Annotated in this window: 16 protein-coding genes; 8 read left to right on the plus strand and 8 right to left on the minus strand. The window is 69.9% G+C overall.

All coding sequences use genetic code 11. From position 1 onward, the window contains the following. Window positions 1-4: 4 nt before the first annotated feature. Window positions 5-508, plus strand: a complete 504-nt coding sequence (locus RNZ50_13660; GenBank protein ID MDT8856040.1) for a copper chaperone PCu(A)C — start codon at window positions 5-7, stop codon at window positions 506-508. Between the two features lie 311 nt (window positions 509-819). Then, the gene (locus RNZ50_13665) at window positions 820-1,614 is read left to right on the plus strand and encodes a dimethylarginine dimethylaminohydrolase (GenBank protein ID MDT8856041.1); all 795 of its coding nucleotides are present in this window, start codon (window positions 820-822) and stop codon (window positions 1,612-1,614) included. Window positions 1,615-1,617: 3 nt separating this feature from the next. On the opposite strand, the gene RNZ50_13670 is transcribed toward RNZ50_13665, so the two are convergent. Beyond that, on the minus strand, window positions 1,618-2,034 hold the full coding sequence (locus tag RNZ50_13670) for a hypothetical protein (GenBank protein ID MDT8856042.1): 417 nt from the start codon (window positions 2,032-2,034) through the stop codon (window positions 1,618-1,620). A 102-nt stretch (window positions 2,035-2,136) separates the two neighbouring features. Here RNZ50_13670 and RNZ50_13675 point away from each other — a divergent pair, with 102 nt between their 5' ends. Together RNZ50_13675 and RNZ50_13680 are read left to right on the plus strand one after the other, a co-directional pair. Beyond that, window positions 2,137-3,135 carry a hypothetical protein gene (locus RNZ50_13675; GenBank protein MDT8856043.1) on the plus strand — a complete coding sequence of 333 codons (999 nt, stop codon included), beginning with the start codon at window positions 2,137-2,139 and terminating at the stop codon, window positions 3,133-3,135. Between the two features lie 172 nt (window positions 3,136-3,307). After that, window positions 3,308-3,679: a hypothetical protein gene (locus RNZ50_13680; protein MDT8856044.1), complete on the plus strand. Its 372-nt coding sequence runs from the start codon at window positions 3,308-3,310 to the stop codon at window positions 3,677-3,679. Window positions 3,680-3,799: 120 nt separating this feature from the next. Here the strand turns inward: RNZ50_13680 and RNZ50_13685 are convergent, their stop codons facing one another. The 4 genes from RNZ50_13685 to RNZ50_13700 all read right to left on the minus strand — a co-directional run bounded on the left by RNZ50_13685 (window position 3,800) and on the right by RNZ50_13700 (window position 7,371). Beyond that, window positions 3,800-4,789, minus strand: a complete 990-nt coding sequence (locus RNZ50_13685) for an MDR family oxidoreductase (GenBank protein ID MDT8856045.1) — start codon at window positions 4,787-4,789, stop codon at window positions 3,800-3,802. 69 nt (window positions 4,790-4,858) lie between these two features. Then, the gene (locus RNZ50_13690; protein ID MDT8856046.1) at window positions 4,859-5,467 is read right to left on the minus strand and encodes an inner membrane-spanning protein YciB; all 609 of its coding nucleotides are present in this window, start codon (window positions 5,465-5,467) and stop codon (window positions 4,859-4,861) included. A gap of 138 nt (window positions 5,468-5,605) precedes the next feature. Continuing rightward, complete coding sequence (ftsY, locus tag RNZ50_13695; protein ID MDT8856047.1) at window positions 5,606-7,066, minus strand: signal recognition particle-docking protein FtsY; 1,461 nt, start codon at window positions 7,064-7,066, stop codon at window positions 5,606-5,608. 32 nt (window positions 7,067-7,098) lie between these two features. Continuing rightward, window positions 7,099-7,371 carry a hypothetical protein gene (locus RNZ50_13700; GenBank protein ID MDT8856048.1) on the minus strand — a complete coding sequence of 91 codons (273 nt, stop codon included), beginning with the start codon at window positions 7,369-7,371 and terminating at the stop codon, window positions 7,099-7,101. A 436-nt stretch (window positions 7,372-7,807) separates the two neighbouring features. Between RNZ50_13700 and RNZ50_13705 the strand changes: the two genes are divergently transcribed. Continuing rightward, window positions 7,808-8,857 (plus strand): alkane 1-monooxygenase, encoded by a 1,050-nt coding sequence (locus RNZ50_13705; GenBank protein MDT8856049.1) that lies wholly within the window; start codon window positions 7,808-7,810, stop codon window positions 8,855-8,857. An 81-nt stretch (window positions 8,858-8,938) separates the two neighbouring features. After that, window positions 8,939-9,331 (plus strand): hypothetical protein, encoded by a 393-nt coding sequence (locus RNZ50_13710; protein MDT8856050.1) that lies wholly within the window; start codon window positions 8,939-8,941, stop codon window positions 9,329-9,331. 100 nt (window positions 9,332-9,431) lie between these two features. Here RNZ50_13710 and xseA read toward each other — a convergent pair whose 3' ends face one another. Beyond that, entirely contained in the window at window positions 9,432-10,997 is a 1,566-nt protein-coding gene (xseA, locus tag RNZ50_13715) for an exodeoxyribonuclease VII large subunit (GenBank protein MDT8856051.1), read from the minus strand. An 80-nt stretch (window positions 10,998-11,077) separates the two neighbouring features. Between xseA and purD the strand changes: the two genes are divergently transcribed. Next, window positions 11,078-12,346, plus strand: a complete 1,269-nt coding sequence (gene purD, locus RNZ50_13720; protein ID MDT8856052.1) for a phosphoribosylamine--glycine ligase — start codon at window positions 11,078-11,080, stop codon at window positions 12,344-12,346. Between the two features lie 57 nt (window positions 12,347-12,403). Here the strand turns inward: purD and RNZ50_13725 are convergent, their stop codons facing one another. Both RNZ50_13725 and purU read right to left on the minus strand, forming a co-directional pair. Next, window positions 12,404-13,936, minus strand: coding sequence for a pyruvate kinase (locus tag RNZ50_13725; GenBank protein ID MDT8856053.1), 1,533 nt, complete (start codon window positions 13,934-13,936; stop codon window positions 12,404-12,406). Between the two features lie 315 nt (window positions 13,937-14,251). Then, window positions 14,252-15,136 carry a formyltetrahydrofolate deformylase gene (purU, locus tag RNZ50_13730; protein MDT8856054.1) on the minus strand — a complete coding sequence of 295 codons (885 nt, stop codon included), beginning with the start codon at window positions 15,134-15,136 and terminating at the stop codon, window positions 14,252-14,254. 197 nt (window positions 15,137-15,333) lie between these two features. Here purU and RNZ50_13735 point away from each other — a divergent pair, with 197 nt between their 5' ends. Further along, complete coding sequence (locus RNZ50_13735; protein ID MDT8856055.1) at window positions 15,334-16,593, plus strand: aspartate kinase; 1,260 nt, start codon at window positions 15,334-15,336, stop codon at window positions 16,591-16,593. Window positions 16,594-16,611 lie beyond the last annotated feature (18 nt).

The raw sequence follows: 16,611 nt of genomic DNA on the forward strand, positions 1-16,611 counted from the left end.
CACGATGACACGTTCCCTTTCCCTGCTTGCCGCGCTCCTGCTGTGCTCTGCCGCGGTCGCGCATGAAAACACGGTGGGCGATCTGCAGATCATTCACGCCAGCATCCCGGCCCCGACGAACTCTGCCCGGTCTGCGGCGGGCTACATGGCGATCTCGAACGAAGGCACCGCCGCCGACCGTCTGATCGGCGTCGAGGTCGATTTCGCCGCGCAGGCCATGCTTCACACCACAGAGTTCGGGTCTGACGGCGTGGCGCGGATGATGCATCTCGATGCACTGGAGATTCCCGCCGACGAGACCGTGATGCTGGAACCGGGCGGCCACCACATCATGCTGATGGGCCTGAACCGGACGCTGGAACCCGGCGCGATGCTGCCCGCCACGCTGATCTTCGAACAGGCGGGCCGGGTCGAGATGGAGTTCATGGTCGATCCGGCCGCGCACGGGGGCGACCATTCCACGATGGATCATTCGGCGCACGGGGCCGCGACGACGACGGCGCCCTGATCGCCGCGCCCTGCGGCCAAGCCCCCTGCCCGCCCGCCGCCTCGGCTGCCGCGCCGATGCGTCTTTCATCCTCCGGTGCAGGGTCGGCCGGCCCGCGCGCCACCGCGCCCGATGCGGCAGCCGACGCCGGCCGCGGCAGTGGCAAACCGCCTCGTTTCGGAATGGGCGCCGGAACCGGCCTCGCGGGTCTGGCTGCGCGGCCCGCGCCGCCGCTGCGACCGGCCCGACATGACGGCTTGCCATTGCCGTGCCGGGCGCGGAAAACGGGGGGCCGGGGCGCGCAGGGCCCCCGCCAGCCAGAGGCTTGCCGCATGAACGACCGTTCTTTCCGCTTTACCCACGCCATCACCCGCCGCCCTGCGGCCAGCATCAGCCAGGGCCTGCGCGCGGTCGATACCGGCGCGCCCGACCTCGCGCTGATGCTGGCGCACCACGCCGACTACGTTGCCGCCCTGCGCGAAACCGGGGCTGCGGTGGTGGAACTGGGCCCGCTCGACGCCTTCCCCGACAGCGTGTTTGTCGAGGACACCGCGCTCTGCCTGCCCGAGGGCGCCATCGTGATGCGCCCCGGCGCGCCTTCAAGGCTGGGCGAGGCGGCGGAAATGGCGCCGCATCTGGCGGCGCTTTACGGTCAGGTGGTGCAGATCGGCGGGCCGGGCTTCATCGAGGGCGGCGACATTCTGGTGACGGGGGCCGAGATTCTGGTCGGCCGCTCGGCGCGCACCGATGCGGCGGGGATTGCCGAGCTGCGCGGCATCGTGGAGAGGTGGGGCCATGACCTGCGCGAGGTCGAAACGCCCCCGGGCGTGCTGCATTTCAAGACCGACTGTTCGCTGCTGGATGCCGAAACCATTCTGGCCACGCCGCGCCTTTCGGCCTCGGGCTGCTTTGCGGGTTACCGGGTGATCCATACGGCCGAGGGCGAGGAGGCTTGCGCCAACGCCATCCGCTTCAACGACCTCGTGCTGATGCCCGCAGGCTTTCCGGCCACCGCCGACCGGCTGGCGCAGGCGAGCTATGCCATCCGCCAGATCGGCAACAGCGAATGCGCCAAGCTCGACGGCGGCATGTCGTGCCTGTCGCTGCGCTTCACCCCCCGGGCGTAAGGGTCAGGGCATCAGCACCTGCGCGCGGGTGAAATCGGCCATGTCGGTGGCACCGTCGTCATAGGTCACCAGCACCGAAACCGCCTGCACCGACCCCAGCGGCAGCCGGATGTAGGGCTCGCGCCCGGCGGCAATCGCGTGGGGCTGGGCGGTGCCCTCGAAGCAGGGGTCCATCGCCCAGACCTCGGGTGCGGCCCCGTTCACGCCATAGCGCACCTCGGCCAGCCCGCAACGCCAGCTTTCCAGATGGGTGAAATGCAAGAGATCCTGCCCGTCGAATTCGCGCAGCGCCACCCAGTTGGTGCGCGTCGCCTCCAGAATGGGGCGGATCTCGGCGGCGGTGGTGAAACCCTGCGCCAGCGCCGCCCCGGCCAGCCCGGCAGCACAGGCGGCCACAAGGCCGAAATGTCCTGAGATCATGATGCTTTCCCTCGCTGTGATCCCTTCTGCCCGCCCGGTTTGGCCCCTATAGTCGGGCGCAAGACGCATGGGGGCAGGGTCACTATGGCAAGGACGGCGGGCATGAAACAAGGGGATGGTTTGCAGCCCTGCAACATCGTCGCCATCGTGCAGGCCGGGCGGCTGCAATACGAGGCCGTGCTGCTGGCGGCATCCCTGCGCGCCGCCAACCCCGGCTTCACCGGCACGCTCTATCTGGCCGAACCGCAGCCCGGCCCGAAGTGGCGGCAAGACCCCCGGGTGACCGACCCGGCGACCCGGTCGCTGCTGGAAAGCCTCGGCGCCGTGTTCCTGCCGTTCGAGAGCCGGGTGTTCGGCGACAGCTACCCCTACGGCAACAAGATCGAGGCGCTGGCCGCCCTGCCCGACGCGCCCTTCCTGTTCCTTGACACCGACACGCTGGTCACCGGCCCGCTCGACACGCTGTCCATCGACTTCACCCGCCCCTCGGCCTCGATGCGGCGCGAGGGCACCTGGCCGCAGAGCGAGCTTTACGGCCCGACCCCGACCCAGACGTGGAAGTCGCTTTACGACCGCTTCGGGCTGGATTTCGCCAGCAGCCTCGACCTGACGCAACCCGACAACTACTGGCAACGGTATCTCTATTTCAACGCGGGCTGGTTCTTCCATGCCAGCCCGCACGCCTTCGGTCGGCGGTTCCTCGATTACGCAACCGCCATCCGCGACACGCCGCCACCGGAACTGGTGTGCCAGCCGCTGACGCCCTGGCTCGACCAGATCGCGCTGCCGCTGGTGATTCACGCGCTTGGCGGCGGGCGGCCGGGGCCGGGGCTGGCGGGGCTCGACGGCGACGTGACCTGCCACTGGCGCACCCTGCCGCTGCTTTACGCCCGCGAAAGCGACCGGGTGATAGAGGTGCTGGAAACGGTCGCCGCCCCGAACCCGGTCAAGAAGGTGCTGAAAACCTACGAGCCGTTCCGCAAGCTGATCTATCAGGGCAAGGGCGCAGAAATCCGCGCCCTGTTCGACCGCGACGCCCTGCCCAAGCGCGAACAGGTGCTGCGCAACACCATCAAGCGCGAGGGACTGTGGCTGCGCTAACTCCATGAAATACGCCGCATCCAAGCATTGGCCAAATTGATCTGGATCATCGACGCGCCGGAAAATGCGGCGCGAGGTTCGGATTGAAGGCCAACCGTTCAGGCGGCCAGGGTGGAAGTGTCACCGACTTGCGTCCTGTTCCGGGGGTTCTTCGCCAAAGCAGGAGGACTCAATGAAATCTGTCATTGCCGCATTCGGAATCGTCGCAATCAGCCTTTCCGTATCCGGATGCAGCCAGAAATTCGTCGACGAAATTTCCACGGCCCCGATCACCCATCGCGGCAAGCAGGCCACGATCAGCAAGAGGCAGGTCGATTTCAAGTATCCGGAGGGCGGCATCGAGGCTGCGAAACCGGAAGAACGCTGGGAAGAATGGTGGGTGGTCTATGACGGAAACTCGAAGCAATGCGAAAGCAATTCGGTCGATAGCTGCAAGAAGGCGATGGACGAGTTGATCGCCGTCGAGACCTTCAACGCCGCAAAGCGGGTCAAGCCGCCACTTCCGGCCACAACGGACGACAGGAACGGGGGCAAGGACTGCTGACCCGACGTGCAATGATCGGCGTCCCGCCTTGAACGCATCAGGCCGCTTAGCCAAAGCGGCCTGGGCGACCGGAACGGGGGTGCCGGTCAGCGACCAACCACCCGTCCGGTGCCCGCCCTCTCAGACGCGCACGTCCACCACCACACGGCCCTGCACGGCGCCCTTGAGGATCGCCTCGCCCAGGGTCGGCAGATCGGCCAGCCCGGCGGGGTGGATCATCGCCTCCAGCCGGTCCGGCGGCAGGTCGCGCGCGATGCGCACCCAGGCCTGCTTGCGCCGCGCGATCGGGCACAGCACGGAATCGATGCCCAGCAGGTTGACCCCGCGCAGCAGGAACGGGATCACCGTCGCGGGCAGCGCCGTGCCGCCCGCAAGGCCGACCGCCGCGACGCTGGCGCCGTATTTCATCTGCCCCAGCACGCGCACCAGCATCGCGCCGCCCACCGCATCGACGCAGCCGGCCCAGGTTTCCGCCTCCAGCGGGCGCTTGACGACCTCGGCCAGATCGGCGCGCGGCACGATGCGCGCGGCGCCGAGCGCGGTCAGGTAGTCGGCCGTTTCGGGCCGCCCCGTCACCGCCGCCACGCGGTAGCCCAGCCCCGACAGGATCGCCGTGGCGACCGACCCCACGCCGCCCGCAGCGCCCGTCACCAGCACCTCGCCCGCGTCGGGGGTCAGGCCGTGATCCTCCAGCGCCATCACCGCCAGCATCGCGGTCAGCCCCGCCGTGCCCACCGCCATCGCGGCGCGGGTGGTCAGCCCGTCGGGCAGCGGCACCAGCCAGTCGGCACGCACCCGTGCCCGTTCGGCATAGCCGCCCCATTGCACCTCGCCCACCCGCCAGCCGGTCAGCACCACGGCGTCGCCGGGGGCAAAGCGCGGATCGTCCGAGGCCGCCACCCGGCCGGCAAAGTCGATTCCCGGCACATGCGGCCAGACCCGCACCAGCCCGCCGCCAGCGCCAAGGCAGAGCCCGTCCTTGTAGTTCAGCGTGGAATATTCGACCGCCACCGTCACGTCACCCGCAGGCAGGCGATCCTCGGTCACCTGCTGCACCGAGGCGTGCGTTGCCCCCGCCGCGTCCTTTTCGACCACCAGTGCCCGGAACATCGCATTCTCCCCCTGTCCTGACCCGCGATCCTGAGCGCAGGCGCGGGCAAGTGCAAGCCTTGCCGCCGCTCAGGCGTCGTCGTCGGTGGCGATGCCGTAGCGCGTGAACATCCGGCTCTGGGCCAGAAAGAACACCAGCAGCGCCGCCGTCAGGCCGAAGGTCTTGAAGTTCACCCAGACATCGGTGCTGAAGCTGCGCCAGATCACCTCGTTGGCGATGGCAAGGCCGAAGAAGAACGCGGTCAGGCGGCGGGTCAGGATCATCCAGCCCTCGGGCTGCATCGGCAGCACCTCGTCCATCACCAGCCGCAGGTAGGACTTGCCGCGCATCAGGCCGAAGCCCAGCACCCCGGCGAACATCAGGTAGATGATCGTCGGCTTCATCTTGAAGAACCGCTCGTCGTTCAGCCAGACCGAAAGCCCGCCGAACACCACCACCAGCACCGCCGTCATCACCTGCATCACCGACAGCTTGCCAGTCAGACGCCACATGATCGCGGTGGTGACCAGCATCAGCGGAATGAAGGCCGCCGTCACGACGATGAAGCCGTCATGGGCGGTGCCGCCGATGGTGAACATTTGGCCCTTCAACTTCACGTAGCCGATGAAGAAGGCTATGATCGGCCCCATCTCCAGGGCCAGTTTCAGCATCGGGTTGATCTTGCGGTGTTCGGTCATGGCGCGGCTTTCTTCAGGGGGATGGTGCCGACTTAGGGTGTCGCGGCGCCTGAATCCAGCGGGCGCGGCAGTTTCACGGCCGGGATCGGCAAGTCTCCACACCCGGCCCACGTCGCGGCGGGCCTGGCCGCGCCAGGTTCAGTCGTCCAGCCCGACCAGCGCGCGCGCGAAATCCTCGGGGTCGAAGGCGTCGAGGTCGTCGATCTGCTCGCCCACCCCGATGGCGTGGATCGGCAGGCCGAACCGGTCGGCCAGCGCCACCAGCACGCCGCCCTTGGCGGTGCCGTCAAGCTTGGTCATCACGAGCCCGGTCACATCGGCCAGCTTGAGGAATATCTCGACCTGGTTCAGCGCGTTCTGCCCGGTGCTGGCATCCAGCACCAGCAGGGTGTTGTGCGGCGCCTTGGGATCCTTCTTGCGGATGACCCGGACGATCTTCGACAACTCCTCCATCAGGTCGGCGCGGTTCTGCAACCGGCCTGCGGTGTCGATCATCAGAAGGTCGGCGCCGCTGGCCTGCGCCTGGGTCATGGCGTCGAAGGCAAGGCTTGCCGGGTCGGAGCCTTCGGGGGCGGTCAGCACCGGCACGCCGGCCCGCTGCCCCCAGACCTGCAACTGTTCCACCGCCGCGGCGCGGAAGGTGTCGCCCGCCGCGATCACCACCGACTTGCCCGCCGCCTTGAACTGCGAGGCCAGCTTGCCGATCGTCGTGGTCTTGCCGGAGCCGTTGACCCCCACCACCAGCACCACCTGCGGCCGCGAGGGGTAAAGCGGCAGCGGCCGGGCGACCGGCGTCATGATCCGGGCGATCTCGGTCGCCAGCGCCTCGCGCAGTTCGCGCGACGAGATGCGCTTGCCAAAGCGGCCTTCGGAAATGTTGGCGGCGACGCGCGCAGCCGTATCGACCCCCATGTCGGCCTCGATCAGCAGCTCCTCCAGCCGCTCCAGCATGGCGTCGTCCATCTCGCGCCGGGCGGTTTCCGCCGATTCGCCCAGCAGGCGTCCAAGAAAGCCGGGACGCGGCTCTTCGGGTCTGGCAGCGGCGCCGGGGGTTTGGACCAGGTTCGGGGCCGGGGCTGGCGGTGCCGCCAAGGGCGGGCGCGCCGCAGGGGCCTGCGGAACGGGAGCCTGAGGAACGGGGGCCTGCGGCGCTTGCGGCCGCGGCGCGGTGGCCTGCGGTGCGGCCGGTTGCGGCGCGGGGGCTCGCGGCGCGGCGTAAGGCGGGGGTGCGGGCCGGGCGGCGGCGGGCGGCACAGGTTGGGGGGGCGAAGGCTGGGGGGGCGCGGGTTGGGGGGGCGCCGGGGCCTGCGCCTGCGGCGCCGGTTTCAGCACCAGCGGCGGCAACGGGGCGGGACGCGGGGCGGTGGCCACCGGCTCTGTCCTTGGTTCGGGCAATGGCCCGGGCAATGGGTCACGCGGGGCGGCGGGCTGTGCCGCGGCCGCCACCCCGGCGACCGGATCGCGGCTGGCCGCACCGGCCGCCCCGGCTGCCGGGTCATGCGTTTCGGCGGGCGCGTCTGCGACAAGCGCATCCAGCCCCTCGCCGATCTTGTCGGAGGACCGGAACATCCGGTCGCGCATCTTCTTGAGAAAGGACATCGGCGGCCTCGCTGGCTTTTCCCATCACCTAGTCAATTCGGGGCAAGGATGGAAGGGCCGGAGGGCAGACTGACGATCAGGATCGGCACCTGACCGGCCCGACATGCGGGCCAAGGCACCCGCACCGGCGCAGGCCGCACGCCCGGCCACCGCAGCACGAAACCTTCAGGCGCCAGCAAAAGGTCCGGCAGCACGAAAAGTGCCGCGCGGGCCTGCGTCGGCGCGTGCGTCGGGCCCGGGGTCGTTGCCGCCGCCGCCATGGCAAGAATGGCTGCGGCATAGCCGCGCACCGGCCAGCCCGGCACCTGCGCACCGCAAGCCGGCAGCGCGAAGGGGCCGCGTCGGGCGCAGAGGGTCGCGACATGCCCGCCTGTCGCCGGACGCCCCGGTCGAACGCGGCCACGCCCGCCAGAAACGGCCGTGACGTGGCACGACACGGCAGGATCCCCTGCCCCGCCAGGGCCCAGGCCCGGCGCGCATCTGAGCGGGCGCCTGCCCGTCCCGGCCACCGTCAGCACCGCGACCGCCCCGGTCCTGACCACAGGACGCGGCCGCCCGCAAGTTTGCGCCCGGCAAGGCCCATCCGGGCAATTGGGTCAGACAGCAGCGATCCCCGGGGGCTGGCCGCGCACCGGGGCGGGCAGCCGGGGCGGGAGAACTGGGGCGGTACATCGGGGGCGGGACATCGGGGGCTGGCCCGGTCAGGCAAAGATGCTAGACTGCGCCGCGATGAAGCACCCGTTGGCCCTGCCCCCGATGGCGCTGTTCGCGCTGGCTGCGCTGGCCCCCTTGCCGCTGCTGGTGGCGGGGGTGGCGCTTGGCGGCGGCTGGGCGCTGGCGGGGCTCGGCTACATGACGATGCTGACCGCCAGCCTCGACCGCTTGGTGCCGCTGATTGCGGGCGACGCGCCGGAAGGGGCAGAGTTTCCGGCGGCCGACACGCTGCTGGTGGTCCTCGCGCTGGCGCATCTGGCGGCGCTGCCGCTGGCTGTCTGGGCAGTCGCGGGCGGCTCGGGGCTGGGCGGGGCGGAGCGGCTGGCGCTGTTCCTCGGCTTCGGGCTGTTCTTCGGGCAGGTGTCGAACCCGGCGGCGCATGAACTGATCCACCGCGGCGACCGCAGCCTTTTCCGGCTGGGGGTGGCGATCTACACCTCGCTGCTGTTCGGGCACCATGTCTCGGCGCACCGGCTGGTGCATCACCGCCATGCCGCCAGCCCCGACGACCCGAACACCGCCCGGCGCGGCGAAGGCTTCTACCGCTTTGCACCGCGCGCCTGGGCCGGATCGTTCCGGGCGGGCCTCGCCGCCGAATCCGCGTTGCGCGGACGGGGGGCGCGGGGGCTGCACCCCTATGCGGTCTATCTGTGCGGGGCGGGGCTGGCACTGGGGCTGGCCTGGGGGCTGGCCGGTGCGGCGGGCGTGCTGGCCTGGGCAGGACTTGCGGGTCATGCGCAGAGCCAGTTGCTGCTGTCCGATTACGTGCAGCACTATGGGCTGATGCGGGCGCGGCTGGCCGATGGGCGGCTGGAGCCGGTGACCGACCGCCACAGCTGGAACGCCGCCCCGTGGTTTTCGGCGCATGTGATGCTCAACGCGCCCCGCCATTCCGACCATCACGCCCAGCCCGCCCGCCCCTACCCCGCCCTGCGCCTGCCGGGCGCGGGTCAGGCGCCCCGCCTGCCGTGGTCGCTGCCGGTGGCCTGCGTGGTGGCGCTGCTGCCACCACTGTGGCGGCGCAAGATCCACCCCCGGCTGGCCGTCTGGCGGGCGCGTGACCCCGCATCGGCCTGAAGCGGCCGGATGTTGGCGCAGGCGTGACTGGCCAAGGCGCGCCCGCTCTGGCAGGGTGAAGCAAAACCGACGGAGACCGCGATGCGCAAGATCCTGGCCCTTGCCCTGCTGCTGCCGCTGCCCGCCTTCGGGCAGGACGCGCTGACCGCCGGCGACTTCGAAGCCTACGCCACGGGCAAGACGCTGTCCTATGCGTTGGCGGGTGAGATTTACGGTGCCGAACAATACCTTCCCAACCGCCGCGTCCGCTGGGCCTTCAAGGACGATACCTGCCGCGACGGCTACTGGTATGAAGCCGAGGGGCTGATCTGCTTCGTTTACGAGCATGACGCCACCCCGCAATGCTGGAGCTTCTATCTTGAGGATGGCAGCCTGCTGGCGCGCTATGCAGGCGACGCCGAAGGGTCCGAACTGTCGGAGGTTGCCCAGACGCCGGTGCCGCTGATCTGTGCCGGGCCCGATCTGGGCGTCTGACGGCCGCGCGGCAGCCCCGGCAGGCGCGAATTTTCTACGAAAATTCCAACCGGCCCGGGCGTGAATTTTCGTAGAAAATTCGCCTCCCCCGTGCGGGGCGTCAGAACAGCCGCCCCTGGTCAGGCCCGTCGCCCCCTGCCCTGCCGCGCCGGGACGGGCGGGCGCCCACGCTCAGCCTGCCATCGGCAAACTCGATTTCCAGCGCGGCCGCCTGCTCGGCCGCCGCCCTTGTGGTGACCAGCGCGCCGCCGTCGCGCACCACGGCATAGCCGCGCCGCAGCGTCTCGGCATAACCAAGCGTCTGGCGCATCCGGTCCAACGCGCCGAGCCGCTCAGCCAGCCCGCGCAACCGCAGCGCCGGGGCTGCGTCAAGCCGCAGCGCAACTGCCGCCAGCCGCTCGCGCCCGCGCGCCGCGTCGCGTCCGGCCAGCGCCAGTGCGCGGGCAAAGGCCGGTTCCAGCCGCCCGCCCTCGCGCGCCAGCCGGTCGGCGGCGCGGCTGGTGCGGGCCTCCAGCGCCGGGGCGAGGCGCGCGGCGCGGGCGGCCAGCCGGTCGGCCAGCCCCGCCAGCAGGGCGCGCAGCATCTGCGGGCGCAACTGCCCCGCCGCCCGTTCATAGCCCGAGCGGCGCCGCGCCACGGTCAGGCTCAACGCACCATCCAGCCGCCCCGACCACAGGTCGAACCGTTGCGCCGCCTGCGCGGTAAGCGTCTCGGGCCGGGGCACCGCGCGCGCAAGATCGCGCAGCCGCTGGCCGCGCAGTCCCAGCCCCTGTGCCACCGCATGGCTTAGCCGCGCGCCCTGCGCATCCAGCGCCGCCACGAGGTCCAGCCGCACCGGCACCGCCATCTCGGCCGCCGCCGTCGGGGTCGGCGCGCGGCGGTCGGCGGCAAAGTCGATCAAAGTGGTGTCGGTTTCGTGGCCCACCGCCGAAATCAGCGGGATGCGCGAGGCCGCCGCCGCCCGCACCACGATTTCCTCGTTGAAGCCCCACAGGTCTTCCAGACTGCCGCCGCCGCGCGCCACGATGATCAGGTCGGGGCGCGGCACCGGCCCGCCGGGCGCGATCGCGTTGAAGCCGTTGATTGCCGCCGCCACCTCGGCCGCGCAGGCCTGCCCCTGCACCGCCACCGGCCAGATCAGCACATGGCGGGGAAAGCGGTCGCGCAGCCGGTGCAGGATGTCGCGGATCACCGCGCCGGAAGGCGAGGTCACCACCCCGATCACCCGCGGCAGATAGGGCAGCGCCTGCTTCCGCCCGGCGTCGAACAGCCCTTCGGCCGCCAGCGCCGCGCGGCGTTTCTCCAGCATCGCCATCAGCGCGCCCGCCCCGGCCAGCGCCACATCCTCGACAATCAGCTGATACTTCGACTGGCCGGGAAAGGTGGTCATGCGGCCGGTGGCGATGACCTCCATCCCCTCCTCGGGGCGGACCTGCATCTTGGCGACCTGGCCCTTCCAGCTGATCGCCGCTATCACGCTGCGGTCGTCCTTCAGGTCGAAATAGAGGTGCCCCGACGACGGCTTCGACACCCGCCCCACCTCGCCCCGCACCCGCACCAGACCGAACTCGCCCTCGATCACCCGCTTCACCGCGCCCGACAGCTCGGACACGGTGTATTCGGGGGCGTTGCCCAACGGCGGAGTGTCCTCGAAAAGCTCTGACATGCGGGGCGTGATCCCTTGCCTTGTGATCTTGAAGGGCAGACCTTAGAACGCGCATCAGCAAAGGCCAAGCGGGGGCGACGATGAACATTCTGGTGCTGGGCGGCGGCGGGCGCGAACATGCGCTTGCCTGGGCGATCAAGCAGAACCCGAAATGCGACCGCCTGATCGTGGCGCCGGGCAATGCGGGCATCGCCCTGCTTGCCGAATGCGCCGACCTGAACATTCTGGATGGTGCTGCGGTGGTGGTGTTCTGCGAAGAGAACGCGGTCGATTTCGTGGTGGTCGGACCCGAGGCGCCGCTGGCGGCGGGCGTGGCCGATGCGACGCGGGCAGCGGGCATCCTGACCTTCGGGCCTTCGGCGGCGGCGGCGGCGCTGGAAGCCTCGAAAACCTTCACCAAGCAGGTCTGCGATGCCTGCGGCGCCCCCACCGCCGCCTGGGGCCATTTCACCGACGCTGACGCCGCACGCGCCTACGTTCAGGCGCAGGGTGCCCCGATCGTGGTCAAGGCCGACGGGCTCGCGGCCGGCAAGGGCGTGATCGTGGCTGCCACCGTGCCCGAGGCGCTGGCCGCGATCGACGCCATGTTCGCGGGCAGCTTCGGCGCCGCCGGGGCCGAAGTGGTGGTCGAGGAATTCATGGCGGGCGAGGAGGCCAGCTTCTTCGTGCTGACCGATGGCGAGACCTGCCTGCCCATCGGCACCGCACAGGACCACAAGCGCGCCTTCGACGGCGACGAGGGGCCGAACACCGGCGGCATGGGCGCCTATTCCCCCGCCCCGGTGCTGACCGACGCGCTGATGGCACAGGTGATGGCCGAGATCGTCGAACCCACGGTGCGCGAGATGGCGCGGCGCGGCACGCCCTATCAGGGGGTGCTCTATGCCGGGCTGATGATCGAAGATGGCCGCGCCCGGCTGGTGGAATACAACGCCCGTTTCGGCGACCCCGAAGCGCAGGTGCTGATGATGCGGCTCGGGGCGCAGGCGCTTGACCTGATGCTGGCCTGCGCCGAGGGGCGGCTGGCCGACTGCGCGGTGAACTGGGCCGACGATCATGCGCTGAGCGTGGTGCTTGCGGCGCGGGGCTACCCCGGCGCCTATGAAAAGGGCAGCGTGATCAAGGGGCTGGAGGCGCTGCCCGAGGACAGCTTTGCCATGGCGTTCCACGCGGGCACCACGGCGGTGGACGGGCGGATCACCGCGACCGGCGGCCGGGTGCTGAACGTCACCGCCCGAGGCGCGACACTGGCCGAGGCGCGGGCGCGGGCCTATGCCATGGTCGATGCCATCGACTGGCCGGGCGGCTTCTGCCGCCGCGACATCGGCTGGCGCGCGCTGCCCGCCTGACCCTCGCGGCGCCTGCCCTTCGGGCCGCCCACTCGCGCCGCCTACCCTTCGCGGCGCCTACCCTTCGCGGCGCCATACCCGCAGCGGCGCCAGACGCGGCGATTTCTTGTCGTGGTGCCGGTCCATCCGGGCCAGAATCCCGCGCAGGAAGGTCACCGCCGCCACGACATGCGGCCCCTTGTTCAGCATGACGCATTCGGCGCGCTGGCTCATCGCGGCGTCGGTCACCTCGGCGCGGCTGGCCTGCCCGTCCTTGACCATGCCCTCCAGCACCTGCGTCGCCCAGACCACCGGCACCTGCGCCGCCTCGCAGAGCCACAGGATTTCCTCCTGAATCTCCGACAGCCGATCAAAGCCGATCTCGACCGCCAGATCGCCGCGCGCGATCATCACGCCGACCGGCAGCAAGCCGCCCGCCTCGACGATCAGGTCGGGCAGCGCGTGCAACCCCAGCGGCGTCTCGATCTTCAGCAGCACGGCGGGCAGTTTCGCCCCCGGTTCGGCCCGCGCGTGCATTTCCACGATCAGGGCGCGCACGTCCTCCACCGTCTGCACGAAGGAAAAGGCCACGATGTCGGCGTGCTTGACCACGAAATCCAGTGCCGACAGGTCGTCGGGCGTCAGCGCCTCCACCCGCAGGTCGGCGCCGGGCAGGTTCACGCCCTTGCCGGGCTTGATCCGCCCACCCTTGGCCGGGGCGCGCGTGACCTCCAGCACCGCATGGCCCGCCTTGACCTTGACCACCCGCGCCCAGACCTTGCCGTCATCGACCGACACCTCGGCCCCCGGCACCAGCGCCGCCAGCAGCGCGCCGTGGCTGAGCGTGGCACAGACCATCGCCACCGGCCCGTCCTTCAGCCGCGCGGCAATGGCGAAATGATCGCCCGGCGCAAAGCGATGCTTGCCGCTGTCGCTGACCTCGGTCACCCGGAACTTCGGCCCGCCCAGATCCATCGACACCGGCACGCGCCGCCCCGTCTCGGCCTCGGCGCGGCGGATGTTGGCGATCATCGCGCCCCAGGCTTCCGGGTCGTCATGGGCGCAGTTGATGCGGAAACAGTCGGCCCCCTCGCGCACCAGCGCCCCGATCAGCCCGGCATCTTCCGCCGCCTCGGATGGCAGGGTGACCATGATGCGGGTCAGCGGCCCGCCCGTGCCCGCACCGAACATCGCGTCGCGACGCTGCGCCAGCAGGTCCGACCCTTCGGTGAAGGCGCGCGGGTCGGGATAGGGCACCCCGGCCTCGCCGCCCAGCACCGCCAGCGTGGCGATCACCGCGTCGAGCGAAGCGCGCACATGCCCGTCAAGCCGCCCCAGCGTCGACAGCCCCAGCCCGGCCAGCGGCCCCTGCAATGCCGTCAGGTCGGCCTGCCGCAGCGCCAGCCAGTCGGCCATGTTCTCGACCGAGGGCAGGAAGTCCATCGCCCGGATCGCGGGCCCCCAGGCCGCCATGCGTTCGCCTGCCTGGCGGATCAGGTCGGCGCGCAGGGCGGTCAGGTCGGCGTAAAGCGCGCGGGCCAGCGCCTGCTGCGGCCCGGGCTCTGCCTGGGGATCGGCCGGGTCGGTGGGCAGGGGGCTTTGGTCGTTCATGATAGGATGGCTTTCGGTCAGGAGGATGTCAGTCGGGGGCCGTCAATCTGGGGCGGTCAGTCTGGCGACCTAGCAGGACTGTGCGACAGTTCCGTGTCGGTCGGCGGGGATGCGGCCCACCGCCGCCCCGCCCCGGCGCTGCGCGCGGAGGGCCTGCCGCCCCGCCCCGGCGCTGCGCTGCGCTGCGCGCGTTCGGCCTGCGGCCCGCCCCGGCGCTGCGCTGCGCTGCGCGCGTTCGGCCTGCGGCCCGCCCCGGCGCTGCGCTGCGCTACGCGCGTTCGGCCCCGAAACGCTCCCCCGGAGCGTTTCGGGGCCTCACCCCATCCTCTCCGACGCGTAGGAACCGGGGCTGGCGGGAAACACCACCGTCTTGTTGCCGTTCTGGAACACCCGGTGATGGATGTAGGCGTGGATCGCCCGGCTCAGCACCGCCGATTCGACATCACGCCCCAGCGACACGTAATCCTCGGCGCTTTGCGCATGGGTCACCCGCACCGTGTCCTGCTCGATGATCGGGCCCTCGTCCAGGTCGGCGGTGACGAAATGCGCCGTGGCGCCGATCAGCTTCACGCCGCGCTCGTAGGCCTGCTTGTAGGGGTTGGCGCCCTTGAAGCTGGGCAGGAAGGAATGGTGGATGTTGATGATCCGCCCCGACATCTTCGAACAGAACGCATCCGACAGCACCTGCATGTAGCGCGCCAGCACCACCAGTTCCGCCCCGGTTTCCTCGACCAGCGCCAGCAGGCGGCCTTCGGCATCGGCCTTGTTGTCGCGCGTCACCTTGATGTGGAAGAACGGCAGGTCGTGGTTCACCACCACCTTCTGATAGGTCAGGTGGTTCGACACCACGCCGACGACCTCGATCGGCAGCGCGCCGATCCGCCAGCGATACAAGAGGTCGTTCAGGCAGTGGCCGAAGTTCGACACCATCAGCAGCACCTTCACCCGGCGCGCCGCATCGCGGATCGCCCATTCCATCTCGAACGGCGCGGCCACGGCGGCAAAGGCGGCAACCAGCGCCGCGCCGTCGGCACCCACTTCCGACAGAAAGGTGATGCGGGTGAAGAACATGCCGGTCTGGGCATCGTCATACTGCGCGGAGTCGGTGATGTTGCAGCCCTGTTCGGCCAGAAAGGCCGAGATTGCCGCCACGATCCCGCGCCGGGACCGGCATTTCACCGTAAGGACGTAAGACTTCATCTGGGTTTCCCGTGTCTGCCGCAGGGCCGCGCCGCCCCGCCATTTTCCGCGCCATGATGGCCGCATCGCGCGCCCGACCGCCAGCCCCGAAACGACCCAGCCGGGCGAAAGCCGACGCGGCCCCCCGGTGCCTTGCGCCTGCGGGGCCTTCTGCTATTAAGCAGGCGCTTTTTCAGGCGGGAACAGGACGTGAAGCCATGCCGCGACTGGTGATGAAATTCGGTGGCACCTCGGTGGCCGATCTGGCGCGGATCCAGAATGCCGCAGCCAAGGTCAGGCGCGAGGTCGAGCGCGGCTACGAGGTGATCGTGATCGTCAGCGCGATGTCGGGCAAGACCAACGAGCTGGTGGGCTGGGTCGAGGGCACCTCGCCGCTGTTCGACGCCCGCGAATATGACGCCGTGGTATCCTCGGGCGAGAACGTCACCGCGGGCCTGATGGCACTGACCCTGCAGGAAATGGGCGTGCCCGCCCGGTCGTGGCAGGGATGGCAGGTGCCGATCAACACCACCTCGGCCCATTCCAGCGCCCGTTTCGTCAGCATCCCGCGCGACAACATCGACACCAAGTTCGACGAGGGCTTCAAGGTCGCGGTGATCGCGGGCTTCCAGGGCGTCTCGCCGGAAGGGCGCATCACCACGCTGGGGCGCGGTGGGTCCGACACCACGGCGGTCGCCTTCGCCGCCGCCTTCGGTGCCGAACGCTGCGACATCTACACCGATGTCGACGGCATCTACACCACCGACCCGCGCATCACCGCCAAGGCGCGCAAGCTGGAAAAGATCGCCTTCGAGGAAATGCTCGAACTGGCCTCGCTGGGGGCCAAGGTGCTGCAAACCCGCTCGGTCGAGCTGGCGATGCGCTACAAGGTGCGGCTGCGCGTGCTGTCCTCGTTCGAGGATACCGACGAAAACTCTGGAACCCTGGTCTGCGACGAGGATGAAATCATGGAATCGAAAGTCGTCTCTGGCGTGGCCTATTCGCGCGACGAAGCCAAAATGACGCTCGTGCGGGTCGAGGACCGCCCCGGCATCGCCGCCGCGATCTTCGGGCCGCTGGCGGACTCGGGCGTGAACGTCGACATGATCGTGCAGAACATCTCGGAAATCGACGACCGCAGCGGCAAGCGGTCCGTCACCGACATGACGTTTTCCTGCCCGACGAATCAGGTCGCCCGCGCCCGCAAGGCGATGGAAGACGCCATGACCGCAGGCGCCATCGCCTATGACGATCTGGTGGTCGATACCGAGGTGGCCAAGGTTTCGGTCGTGGGAATCGGGATGCGGTCACACGCCGGGGTTGCGGCGACCATGTTTCACTCGCTGGCTGCCGAAAACATCAACATCAAGGTCATTGCAACCTCCGAGATCAAGATTTCGGTTCTCATCGACCGGAAATATATGGAACTTGCGGTGCAGGCGCTCCATGATGCCTTCGAACTCGAAAAGGCGCACTGAGGCGTCGGGCCAGGCGAG

It is taken from the genome of Paracoccaceae bacterium Fryx2 (assembly GCA_032334235.1).
In the GTDB taxonomy this organism is placed as follows: domain Bacteria; phylum Pseudomonadota; class Alphaproteobacteria; order Rhodobacterales; family Rhodobacteraceae; genus JAVSGI01.